This is a genomic window from Priestia koreensis (genome assembly GCF_022646885.1).
GTDB classification, from domain to species: Bacteria; Bacillota; Bacilli; order Bacillales; family Bacillaceae_H; genus Bacillus_AG; species Bacillus_AG koreensis_A.
The window spans coordinates 844,313-856,789 of sequence record NZ_CP061868.1 but is presented as its reverse complement, the minus strand read 5'-3'; the positions used below and the strand labels follow the sequence as shown (position 1 = coordinate 856,789).

Sequence of the window (12,477 nt, the reverse complement as noted above, 5' to 3'; positions counted from 1 at the left end):
CTGAACCTCGATGCAGAGCGTGAACGCTTCAAAATTAGCTGTAGGACAAGAAACTCAGCTTGTATCGTACAATCAATTTATTTCTCTTTAATAATTGGTAAACGTTAGAATGTTCCATTTGGATCATAAAAGTGATTTTCAAACTCAGCACTCAACTATTTCACCACAAAAATGGGAATTATGGTATCGCTAAAATCTACCTTTTATATACCCGTTTTTTTCCATTTTAAAAGCTGATTTAAAAGTTTGCTCAACATCAGTCGGTTATTTTGCTAATGGTAACACAACTTTTAAGGGAGTTCCCTGATGGACATGCTTGCTCTTAAAAAAACAGTACCAATGAACCAAACAAAAAAGTCCATTAAGGAACATCTTCCTTGATGGACTTCTCTATTTAGATATAACTATTGTCATCCTTGTTTTTATTAAGGAAGCGATTAAAGACATAATAACAAGCGAGTAACAGCGCAACAATACCCATCACAATCCACACGCCGTACTTTTTGAACAGATACTGTCTTTCATAGCTGCTTGCAATAAAAGACTTATCGACTTTTACTCTGCTATGATCCGATGAAATGGTCACGTTCCCCACTTCTACGTGATTGTTTTGCTTTTTCAAATCTATCCACTCGCGATTCGGAACACGATCTAGGCTCTCCACTAGCTTTTTCAAATTTGAAAAACCTAGATAAGGATGATAAAAACCTGCCACATAGGAATTTGAGAACTGACTAACCTCCTTTATATTCGCCTGAGCCCTTTGAATAGAATGATCCTCACTCTTACGACTCACATATCCAATCGTTTCTGGAAGAAGCGTCATGCCTTTTAAGAACGTAGGTTGACTCTCGTTCAGAGGTGCATACTGGCCGGTCCATGTTAGGTCGGTCACCTGTGTTTGTCCAACATACGTAGAAAAATGCTTTGACAGAACGTCATAGCCTGTTTGTGACATCGCATAGTGAGGGGCCTCGAATGCAAGCGGATATAGCTTGTGAGTAACAAGTTCTTCTATACCACTTTGTACCGCATTTTCAACGTATTTACGCTCAAAAGTCTCTCCTTTTTTCAAATACGCTCGGTAATCAGCTGTCGTGTCGAAATCCTTTCGACCTTTCACATCATCATTACGACTTGTTAAAATTGGTTCATCGCGTTCCACGTCCCAAAATTCAAAGCCCTCACCGGTTTCCTCATCTCTGTATTGATGACGATAACCGTGTAGCACGATCGTTGCCCCGTTATCCTGCATATACTGAAGTACCTTCACGAGTTTCGGTGAATCCGACATATGGATGACTTCATGCGTTTTCGAATTGATATAGAGCGGAATGACCGCTACCATATAAGGAATATCTTTTTTCTTTAAATAATCCGCCGCTTTTTTGAGCACATCCGGATTATACATTGGATGAACATCTTCTAAGCGCAAATAGACTTTATGTGTATTTGTCGGCTTTTTCCCGAAAAAAGAGAATAGCTCCTCACCGACAAACTGTCCAATTGGATCATAAAAAGACTCTGTCGCTAAGTAGTAGTCTTGTCCCTTTTGCGCCATCAGGAGCTGTTCGTCGTCATCTTTTGTTTGACCTGTGATGAGCGTTTTTATCTTTCCAATCGGCTTCGCATTTACAATAATCCGCTTCTCTGATAGCTCTTTATCTAAGTTTTTTGATACGAGATTAGCTGACGTAATGACCGCTTCACCTTTTGCTTGTACGAACGAAAAGCGCTTGCCAAGCTGTTCAACATTTTTACCAATAGCTAAGGCTGATCCATCAAAGGAATTTAGCATCTGTACAACTAAGGATGGTATCTTCTTTTTCACAAGCCCTACATATACCATGTGAGAGTAACGCTTGTTTTGAATAGAAGATAGGTCCTCATCTTTTATAAACGTAACATCACTTGTAAATTGCCCAAGAAGCAAATCTAAAATTTTCAGCTGCTCATGATCGCTCTCCTCATTGGACGAATACACAACCAAAACGGACGGCTTATCCGCTTTTTCAGCGTGCGAAGGCACACTACTAACGGTGAGCAGCATTACTATAGCGATGAACATAATTGCAACCTTTTTCACATCGTAACCACCTTTACCTACAAATCGTATCTAGTATTATAGCAGACTCTTTTAGATAAGGTGCACAAGCGATGCTTTGCTTGCACGAAAAAAGACGCCGCTACCAAACCATAGCCACGTCTTTTTGATTAATATAATTTTTCTAGCTGCTGTTTCGCTAACAGAGGAAATAGATTATCAAAGATGTGCGTATCATATCCTGTAGGTGTTAAGACCACATACCCACCGTAGTAAGGATTTTTCACATCTGTAATCTCGTATTCTTTCATACGCTTGTACACTTTTTTTGCAAACGCAACGTCGTTCATTTTCAGTGCGTAAAGGATCGTCATGCCATATACAGCATTTGATTCAAAGTCTACCGCAGGCTGTCCAGTTACTCGGTCGTACTGACCATAAATGACGCCATTTGTATTAAACTCTTTTTTCAAGAACGAATAAAATGCCGGAGAGTTGATTCCTGCTTGTTTTCTGAAATAAGCGGTATAAATCTGTTCAATTAAATTTACTTGGTCGTTGTACTGATACTCTTTTGTTCGCACGTTGTAATTTTGTGGAAAGAACGGTCCATCTCCTGCTGATTTACGAAGAACGGCAACCATTCGGTTATACATCGTACTATCAATCACACCGTATTTCACCATGTAGTTCAACGCGACTGGGTCAATGTAGAAAAGACTAATCGTGTCGTTGTTTACTTTATATTGTTCGTCGTAAAAATCGACGAAATGTTTTTGTTTTTGATTGTATTTGTTCAGTGCGTTTGAAATATTTAGCGCGGTTTGAATATACGTTTTGTTATTCCAAGCCTCACCCGCCATGAACAAGGCATCAGCGATTCTCCAATCATCAATAATTGCGTTCATCATCGCATGAGTGCTTCCATCATTGCTCAGCTTCCAATACACAATGCTCGTGTCTTTTGAAAGATAGTGCTGCTTAAGCTCTTCATAATACTTTGCAAATGTCACTCGATCGCCCTTTTGAGCAAGATACATCATCATTAAGCCTAGTGATTCTGATAATGTTTCTCTTCCCGCTGCAAAATCTGGATCAATCGACTTTTGGTCGACCAAATACGTCGCCAACGTCCCGTTTCCATTCATCAGAGCGGAATTAATAAAATTCTCCGTTCCTGTCGTCAAATCTGTTTGCGCATTCGCAGGCATGCTCATGCTAGTCACAAAAAACATCGCAACAAACAACAAAGACAAAACTTTTTTCACTTGAATCCTCCTAAGGTTTCATAGGGATTCAGATCTAAAAAGTCTCCTAGAACTACAAACAGCCCTTTTCCAGACAAACAGAAAAGGGCATAGCTCTAAAATAAGAATTTAGAATCTGCAACCTGGCAATCATAGGTAAAATATAATAACTTTACCCTTAGACCCATAGCTTTGCGTCCTTACCTTTCAGTAAGTATGCCCTATTATTAATTTACTATTATTATATTACATTATAGGTAAATTGCTACATTTTTTTTGATTTTTCTAAAAATATTTTTCGATTAGGATGAATTAGGTATTGAGCCTAAAGTCTTAGTTAAGAGAATTGAGGAGTGGGGATTAATTCCGTTAGAAGGTTACTAGGTTGCGAGTAATTTAGGGTTGCTGTAGTAATAATTTGCTCTATCGGAACATAGTTTTATTAATGTAAGTTTTTCAACAAGTATTTTAACTAAATTTGTTCTTGCTCTTATTACTTATAAAACTACCTTTTATTCATAAATAACTTACTTAAAATTAAATATCCACCTACAATAACAATACTTTGAACAAATTTCTCAGCCAACTCCACGCTCTTCGTATCATAATAATCAAATGCAAGGCATACGACATATATACAACTAAACAAAGCTAGACGATAAACGAAACAAATTCCTCCTTTCTCTTTTTCATCATAAAAAGGGAAAGTACGCCCTTTGGACTTCCCATATTTTTGGTTTATTTACCAATATAATGATAGAATGAAGTAGAATACATATTTTGGAGTGATCAGCTTGTGAAACACATCAGGAAGTTTTTTCAGCAGCATCCAAAACTAGCTTCAGCTATGAATTTGATTGTGACGTTGCTCGGAATTTTCACCTTTCCATTCCTCTTTATGAAAAATGTTCAAGGGTTTGTTCTTGGAGGACTTATTGCGCTTTTAATCATTAATATGTTAGGAGTGCAGTGGCGATCAGCAAGACCAGTCAAATAACATACGGAGTGATGTACGTGAATAGTAATCAATTAGTAACGGCCAACATACTCAGCCTGTAATCGTCTAAATCGTTCTTTGGGGGACTTTTAGAGGCTGAGCCTTATCCCAAGGAGTTGTTGGTCATGAAACCAAATCACAAAAATCGAACACGTTCCTATTATCGCTATCATCGTAGAAGAGTCATCCAGCGTAAGACGAGGCTTGCCAAACATACAGGTTGGCACGTTCCTTCTGTTGGCTATTTTGCAAAAGGAAAAGTACACTGCTCTTGCTGTCTTTGTGCAGTGAAAACGAATGTGGATGGGTATCCCCATTCCGAGGTGAAGCGGTTAGAGAACTGTGATGATCAGCTGCGCACGTATTTTAAGTGATAAATCATTTCATGTTAAAGAGCCTTGCTTTTAAGCAGGGCTCTTTTTGATACAAGCAGTCTATTATTTTGCAAACTGACAAATACACACCTCAGTTTTATAATAAAACATCACCCGCTCATCTTGCTGATAGTTGGAGAAAAGTTCGCGAAGATCTGTGACAAACTCGTAGTACGTAGAATCCAATTCTGACGGTGTGTAGGATAGTGATAGCGCTCCTGCTACAAACTCTTCCTCTGATACGGTTTGCCAGTTGTCGTAATACATTTTTGTATAGTCTTGTCCAAAAAATTGACGCTTCTTTTCGTCTGGATTAAATTTTGCAATTGCAGCCGTTGTTTTAACTGTATATTTCTTTAACAGCTGCGTGTATTCTTTCGCAAGTGGACTGTCTAACTGCATATCGTTCCAGACAATCACAACATATCCATCCTCTTTCAAAATTCGCTGAAACTCAGGCTTACATAATTCCTTATCAAACCAATGAAAGGCTTGGGCAACCGTAATTACATCCACACTATTGTCCATTAATGTTGTTTCTTCTGCTGAAGCTTTAATAATCTTGATATTATGAACGTCCTCACAGTAGACTTTGCACTCTTCTACCATTTGTTCACTTGGCTCAATTGCAACAACGCTACAACCTAAATTCCCTAACATATGAGTGAGAATCCCCGTACCGGCTCCAATATCTGCGATGGTAGAATCGTGATTCACACCTAACTGGCTCATCACCTTTAATACTTCTGCTGGATAGGTAGGTCTTCCCTTTACGTATTCTTTTGTTTTGTTTTTAAATTCGTTTTTCATGGATTTTCCTCCCACCTCATACGTTACTTGGTAAGTTGATACTTGATAAATTTAATTTCATTAGTGAAGAAATTTATAATTTGGCTTTATGTGATAGACCATTTAAAAGAGACTGTAGATACACCCCAACAATATAAGTTGAATGGACTTATCAGGATGTTATCGTTTTAATCTATATTCTCTATCTATAATTTACCAAATTTTAACACATTAAAGTGGATAAAACTATTAAAATTTAGTTAGTAATCTTTAAACTAGGAGTTGTTATAAGGTGCGACGAGATATGATTGGAGTTATTTGTGTTAGCTAGTATTAATAAGCTACTTACTGTTCTCCCGCTTTATCAATTTAAAAAGTCAAAACAATTAGCTCAGCTCAATATGAAACTGGGCTATGTTATTTCTTGAACACAAAAAAGCTGAAACCCTGTTTCAACAAAAGTTTCAGCTTTTTAATCGTATGACCTGTGAGGGACTTGAACCCCCGACCCCTTCCCTGTCAAAGCGAATTATATTACTTTCGCAACTTAAAATATGAGAGGTAAGACCATATTTAAATGAAATTCCTTATTCTATCAAGGTTTAGGTATTTTAAAAATATGAGTGGTTGTACCTAATAAATCGAATGGCACCATTTTGGGCACCAATATTGGCACCATAATAAAAGTCCTCTAAAGGTAGATGTGACAAGCTTCTAAACTGTTTTTAACTCTTAAAGGAGGATTTTATATGGCATGGTGTGTTGATACACTAAAAATTATTGGAGAAGGTCGAGTAGAAAAATCAACTTTATGTAATTTTGAATTTTTCTTAGGTTACCTTGAGGACTTTTTAGTAATAGATGAACGCTTTGAAATTGAAATTAAAATTATTATATTTCCACAGTCCCTATTCGAGGAAACGTTTTTTGGAACAGAAAACCCTCTTCATACAATGCATTTTATAAAATATAGGGAAGGAAAAGAAGATTGGATAAAACAAAAGGATATTCAATTAATTGCTGAAGAGTATAAGAAACGAACAGGAAAGCAACTAAGCGTTACTGAAATATTTAGATGTTAACCTCCTCTTTAATCATGAAGTACTTTCCCCCACCGTACTATAAAAAGCACATGAAGTAATATGTATGTTAAACGCTAGAAGAGAACCGCTGAGATATTAGCAGCAGTTCTCTTTTATTTAACCACTTTTTACAGCTACATCTATGACTTAATTATTATTACTTGTTTTAATTATTGTCCACTTAATGCCATGAAAAACAAATCAAAAAATTTAACCGCTCATAGTCGATTTTATGAGCAGTAATTTTTCACTAATTTATATTTACTCTTGTATATACACATGAAATGCTACACAACAGACGGAACTTCAGGACTATGATTTTGTATTAAACCATTTATCTTAAGGATATATGATATTAATTTGTCAAGATTATCCTTTAAATCATTTATCATATCTTCATTAGGTTTTTCAATATCACTAGGATTTATTTCAAAATGATTAGCACTTAGGCTTCTAAAAATAAACCTTGCCAAATCGTTTTTGTGTATAATTGTTCCACTTGCTTTGGCAATACCTTTAACTCCTCTCTGTTCTAACAGGTATCCCGCACCATCAGAGCTTGAATACACATTCCAATCCAAACATTCTAGTGCACCAGTTATCTTGGAGGATGAAGCTCCTGAACGTTTCACATAAAACTCCTTTAATAATTGTGGATGAGCGTAGTTCTCTAGTTCTCGTCCCTTAAGCACCCATAAGTTTGTGATTTGGTGTATGCTACTACCATCTATTTCACTAAGACACAGATGCTTGAATTTAGGATTATATTGATTCATATAATTTAATTCTCTTGCAATTCTTAGCATTCTTTGAAATTTGGCTGAACTAACATCGGTATTATCCGAATCAATAATTACAAAAGGGTTTGGATTAATTTTTAAAACTTTAAGAACTTCTTCTTCTTCAATTAATTCAATAGACACTTCTCCCTCTTCAAATCCATAATGTGCAATATTACTTCCACCAGTCATTAAAATAGAAAAATGCATTCCTTCAATAAGGTTACAGTCAATACGTTTTTCTCTCTTATAGATTTGTAAGTAAACCTTTAACCAAGCTCGTAACCAAAACATCTCAGATGGTCCTTCCACCCAAATAACTACATTAGACAAAAGTGCATCCCCGGGTATTACACCTAATTCATTACAAACTTCACGAAATTTACCTAAACTCTCACTATTTCTGAAAAAATTCTCAAAAAAGCAAATTTCTCCATCTTTATTAAACCTGTATAATATGTCATTTCCAGTTGCACTTTCTAAAACGTTCGGGGAATGAGTGGCTATTATATATTGTGAATCCCCATGTTCCCTTATTAATTGAATTAATAATCTAACAAGCCCAGGTTGCAAATGGCTTTCTATCTCATCTATTATTACTATTTCCTTTTTATTTCTTACTATCTCCATCAATAAAATATACAGCATAGTATATCCAGTCCCAATTTCATCAGATGAAAATTGATTATCATTAAAAGTAAAGATTAACTGTTTTTTTTCAAAATTAGCAGTAACAGTACTTGGATCATCAAGATTGAATATGTTTTTTAACCATACTCTTACTTGTCTCCTACAATCCCTAATTTCGGCTTGAGAGCGTTGTTCATGAATCCAGTTAACTAATTCAGAACCATTCTTATAAAAGTCTGATTCTGTTCGATCAAATGATCTTATTGCATCAAAAGCCAATACACGACTTTGAACTTCATAGTAAAGTTTACGACATAAGTCTTCAATTTCATGTTGATTCATTTCTATGTCTTCACTAAGTTTGTTCATTATTTTGTAAACAAACTGTTTTCTTGTTACATCAAATTCATGAGTAGAATCATTATCTCTACTAAGGTATATACAACATAAAAAGTTACCGTCAATTTTTCTTATTTCAAAAGAAAGAAATATGTTTGGTATTTTTGATAGTTTTACTAGATATGGTTCTTGTCTATCAATAAAAACTTGAGTATTTATATTAAACTTATAAGTGATTGGACTATTAATATCAAAATTATGAAAATCGCTATCCTGAATGTAAGTTGTCCTAAAGACATTACTAGTAAATTGCTCTATGTCTTCTTTAAATATTGCAAATGCTCGAGTAATAAGGGATTTGCCTGAATTGTTTGGGCCCACAAGAATAGTCATGTTTTTTTCGTCTGCTAATTCCAAAGTACACTCTTCTCTAAAACCTCTGTAATTTCTAAAAACAATACTATTAATAAATTTACTCATTTTTTTTAACGTCCCACCATCTATACAAAGTATTATTAATATCATAAGATTCTATCAAATTAGACCATGCCTTACTAAAACTTACATCATGTGAGTTAGGTGATGGGCTTGGCATATCTATTATTCCCTTAATTGGTAATGGGACACATTCTCCAACAATTAAAGCCTCCCCGTTTTGGAAGAAAGGGATCATATTAGTTAATGCACTTAAATGGTCTGGCAATATATGTTTTATAAATGCTTGGTCCTCTGGATTAGTAACCCGTAGAACAAAAAAATTGGAACATTGGGAAACAATTGTTGGTGATAAATCAGAAGGACGCTGACTTATAATTAATTGCGAAATTCCATACTTCCTTCCCTCTTTAGCGATTCTTTCTAAGTATTTTTTTGCAAGTTTTGAATAAGGAGTTGACTCTTTTGGTATATAATTATGAGCTTCTTCAAATACAAGGTAGAGGGGCAGCGTTGATGGTGTTTCTTCCCATAGCTTAAACTCGAAGCAAATCCTACCTAATATGCCTATTATAACAGGTGTTATCTCTGATGGAATTCTTGACAAATCAAGAATAGTTAATTGTTTCTGTTCTGTATTATAAGGAATAGAGAGTAAATCCATAAAATATCCTCTAATTGAAATAGAATTCTCATACCCTGTTGAAAATAAAAAAGTATATCTTCTATCCTGTCTAATACTTAGTAATTTTTCTATAACTTGATTTAATTTCCCATAATAATTTGGATCTTGGATAACGTAGTCTTTTTCCTTTCCTGGACGATCAATTTTTTGACTTCCTGTTCCATTTCGACAATTTTCCCCATCTTCTGTTAAAGCTAATTCATTATCGGACTTCCAAAATGTTCTCTTATTTAATTTTGTTAACGCAACTATTAATTCATCAATATTAAAATATAAAGGAGAATTAATATTAACTTTTTCAATTTTTCCTACTTCATCTTTTATTAAACGATGTTCTTTTTCTTTAAGAATTAATATCTGTTCCTTTGTGATTCTTATACCATCACTATTTTTTGTAGAATCTATATCGCCCCAAAAAATAGATTGAAACTCTTCAAAATTCAAAAGCCAATAAGGCAAAGTGAAAGTACTAGCTGGTACTTTATTAACCATATGCTCAAATTCATTAGATTCGAAAGCAGCAGAATACTCGTCATGCAAATCAAAAAATACTACATGACTATATCTGTGTTTTCTTAATAATTTTTGCAAAATACTAGCAACCGTGCTTGATTTCCCTGATCCCGTAGAACCCAAGATTACCGAATGCTTTCCTAAAAATTTGTCAACATGAATTGAAATTTCTTCACTTTGCAACCCTGCTACATTTCCCACTTTAATTCCTTCATCTGTTGTTAAAGAAAATAATTGTTTTTTCTCTTCTGAAGTTAGTAGATAACATTTTGAATTAAACCTAGGATAATGGCCTATACCCCTCTGGAATTTTAGTAAATCCCTTATAGATTTATCTTGATAACCAATTACCTTGGCGATTGCTACTGCTTTATATTTATCTCTATTAGAAAGTAGACTCGCCTGATTACTTTGAGCCTCTTCATATTCAGAAACCAATTTAACTTCTTCAAAAATACCAAAATGAAAATCATTAGATGTTGGGTCTCCTATTAAAAAAATGTCTCCAACTGTACCAACATATAACTTTAAAACGCCTCTATTAAAAGTAATCTGTTGTTCTAAATTCTTTTGTAATAATTCCTTGTTAATCTCAATAACAATGTTGATTCCAGAAATAGAAACCACTTGACCAAAAGGATTCTCTTTTGACACTATCACTTAATATCATTCCTCACTGTTTTTACTGTTTTTACTTTTTTACTTTTTCTATATTTTACCACAATTTGTTATTAGTTTTATATTATAAATCTAGTTACCAAATAAAAGAAAGACTATATGATTTTTCGCAGATTAGAATTCATAGACTATTTCTTAGATTATTTTGATATGTACCCTAGTGTACCTTCCCCGCTCATGATAGATATTATGGACCATATATCTAAAACTGTAACACTCTTACAAATGCACTAGGGGTATATTATATTGCCTATTAGTGCGTATTACGTTTAAGCGCACCATGCACTACCGTTTAAATTAATGATTGAAAAGAAAGCTAAGACTCATTTCAAACCAAGGGAAAAATTACTATATAGCATCTTTAACTCATGGTATTTTGCTTGTTATTTATCTTTTCATTTCCGATTCTGCTTTAGCAGAATCGATTAAGATGTAAATAATAACCTAATGTAATTAACTGTAATTAATAGTGGGCATTTCTTGATCTCCTAAGGTCTCTTAAACAACCTTTCAAAAATTAAAATAAACCTCAACGTCTATTTTTTAGACGCTGAGGGCTATTTTAATTTTCAAATTTATCTTGAAGTTTATTTGCAGACTCTAAATATAATTGATGAGCTTCAATGTTTAAGTCGTTAAATATAGAGTCAATCTCATGTCGATAATTGCATTCCAAGTTCGGATTATATAATGTGTCTAGTAAAACTGTAATTTTTTCAATGTATTTCATGTAAACATCTTCGTTTTTAATTATATTCATAGTCGCTTCTACAAAAATTTTTTTAGACAATGCATAATTATATTGCTCGTTCTCTAACATCATATTACTAAAAGATTGAATTCTTTGATCTCTAATATAGAATAACCACTCGCTAAGAATTACATACGGATTTTTATCTACACCTTTTATTCGATAAATATTTGATTTATCATAATCCAACGCTTTTGAAATAAATCCTTTTTTATGAAGTGATTGGATTGATTTCTTAACAGTACTCAATCCTAAATTTGTATTAACTCGTATATGGGATTCCGTTACTTTACAAGTCCCGTCCTGTTTATTTTTAGTCGTACTAGCCCATGCAATTAGTTCGTACAGTACGTCTTTTTCAGTAGATGTAAGGAAATGGCACCGTCTTATAACCTCTGGTATTATTGTAAATCTCTCTGCATGTATCTCAGGAATATAGATCTCTTCACCTGTTTCTTGCTTCACCTTTTTTTCTAATTGCTTAAATGGATAATTTATTAAGCTATTTAAAAAATCTTTCATATAGACTTCCCCCTTAGTAATTTAGATTATGGTTATTTCTATATACTCCTCAGCCTTAATACAGTTAAGTTTTAAATGTGAAATTTTTTTCAACTTCTTCTCCACTTAAAATTAAACGAACCAAGGGGGTAATTTGTTGTGTTAAGGTGCGGTCTCTTTTTCTATATGCACCGCGCATCACCTATTAAGAAAAGAATTGGTAGCAAAGCTAAGTATTTTTCATAAAACAATTATTTAATGAAATGGGATTTTTCTAATTTTGAGCACCTATACTTGGTACTCATAATGTTTAGCTGCAACAAGTATTGAGCTAATGATGGAAATTTAAAAATAATTAAACTTTTAACAGAGAATATTTTTCTACTTATTCATAAGTAGCCCCCTATACAATTTATCGTTACAGTCCATATAAATCCGCAACAACTTTCACGGAAAATATCTCCCAGGTATAACGCAACTCCCTTAAAAAGACTCGCAAAACCTTTATTCCCTAGGCACCGGGGGGGGAAATGCACAGTTGATCCTTATTTTTATTAATTGATGATCCAGGTGATTAGATAACGAACCTTTACATTAGTAGAGGAAAAACGAGAAGAAACATTTATGTACTAT

General features: G+C 34.1%; 9 protein-coding genes and 1 riboswitch. Of the genes, 3 read left to right on the top strand and 6 right to left on the bottom strand.

The window, feature by feature from the left end; genetic code table 11:
• Positions 1 to 394 precede the first annotated feature (394 nt).
• Together IE339_RS04250 and IE339_RS04245 are read right to left on the bottom strand one after the other, a co-directional pair.
• Positions 395 to 2,086: a polysaccharide deacetylase family protein gene (locus IE339_RS04250; RefSeq protein WP_242173830.1), complete on the bottom strand. Its 1,692-nt coding sequence runs from the start codon at positions 2,084 to 2,086 to the stop codon at positions 395 to 397.
• A 128-nt stretch (positions 2,087 to 2,214) separates the two neighbouring features.
• Complete coding sequence (locus IE339_RS04245; protein ID WP_242173828.1) at positions 2,215 to 3,312, bottom strand: glycosyl hydrolase family 8; 1,098 nt, start codon at positions 3,310 to 3,312, stop codon at positions 2,215 to 2,217.
• Positions 3,313 to 3,425: 113 nt separating this feature from the next.
• A riboswitch (cyclic di-GMP riboswitch) is annotated at positions 3,426 to 3,522 on the bottom strand.
• 565 nt (positions 3,523 to 4,087) lie between these two features.
• On the opposite strand from IE339_RS04245, the gene IE339_RS04240 reads away from it, so the two are divergent.
• Together IE339_RS04240 and IE339_RS04235 are read left to right on the top strand one after the other, a co-directional pair.
• Positions 4,088 to 4,288, top strand: a complete 201-nt coding sequence (locus IE339_RS04240; RefSeq protein ID WP_242173826.1) for a hypothetical protein — start codon at positions 4,088 to 4,090, stop codon at positions 4,286 to 4,288.
• A 125-nt stretch (positions 4,289 to 4,413) separates the two neighbouring features.
• Positions 4,414 to 4,662 carry a hypothetical protein gene (locus tag IE339_RS04235; RefSeq protein WP_242173824.1) on the top strand — a complete coding sequence of 83 codons (249 nt, stop codon included), beginning with the start codon at positions 4,414 to 4,416 and terminating at the stop codon, positions 4,660 to 4,662.
• A 63-nt stretch (positions 4,663 to 4,725) separates the two neighbouring features.
• Here the strand turns inward: IE339_RS04235 and IE339_RS04230 are convergent, their stop codons facing one another.
• Entirely contained in the window at positions 4,726 to 5,472 is a 747-nt protein-coding gene (locus IE339_RS04230) for a class I SAM-dependent methyltransferase (protein ID WP_242173822.1), read from the bottom strand.
• A gap of 728 nt (positions 5,473 to 6,200) precedes the next feature.
• Between IE339_RS04230 and IE339_RS04225 the strand changes: the two genes are divergently transcribed.
• A complete protein-coding gene (locus tag IE339_RS04225; RefSeq protein WP_242173820.1) occupies positions 6,201 to 6,533 on the top strand; it encodes a hypothetical protein in 333 nt (110 codons plus the stop codon).
• A 287-nt stretch (positions 6,534 to 6,820) separates the two neighbouring features.
• Here the strand turns inward: IE339_RS04225 and IE339_RS04220 are convergent, their stop codons facing one another.
• From IE339_RS04220 to IE339_RS04210, 3 genes are all read right to left on the bottom strand, one after another.
• Entirely contained in the window at positions 6,821 to 8,761 is a 1,941-nt protein-coding gene (locus tag IE339_RS04220) for an ATP-dependent nuclease (protein WP_242173818.1), read from the bottom strand.
• Entirely contained in the window at positions 8,754 to 10,574 is a 1,821-nt protein-coding gene (locus tag IE339_RS04215; protein WP_242173816.1) for an ATP-binding protein, read from the bottom strand. The genes IE339_RS04220 and IE339_RS04215 overlap by 8 nt, the downstream gene beginning before the upstream one ends.
• 580 nt (positions 10,575 to 11,154) lie before the next feature.
• A complete protein-coding gene (locus IE339_RS04210) occupies positions 11,155 to 11,865 on the bottom strand; it encodes a hypothetical protein (RefSeq protein WP_242173814.1) in 711 nt (236 codons plus the stop codon).
• Positions 11,866 to 12,477: the final 612 nt, after the last annotated feature.

Bases quoted from the DNA above. Each gene is read 5' to 3' on its own strand.
- IE339_RS04235 (WP_242173824.1), top strand. From the start codon at position 4,414: ATGAAACCAAATCACAAAAATCGAACACGTTCCTATTATCGCTATCAT.
- IE339_RS04230 (WP_242173822.1), bottom strand. From the start codon at position 5,472: ATGAAAAACGAATTTAAAAACAAAACAAAAGAATACGTAAAGGGAAGA.
- IE339_RS04225 (WP_242173820.1), top strand. From the start codon at position 6,201: ATGGCATGGTGTGTTGATACACTAAAAATTATTGGAGAAGGTCGAGTA.
- IE339_RS04220 (WP_242173818.1), bottom strand. From the start codon at position 8,761: ATGAGTAAATTTATTAATAGTATTGTTTTTAGAAATTACAGAGGTTTT.
- IE339_RS04210 (WP_242173814.1), bottom strand. From the start codon at position 11,865: ATGAAAGATTTTTTAAATAGCTTAATAAATTATCCATTTAAGCAATTA.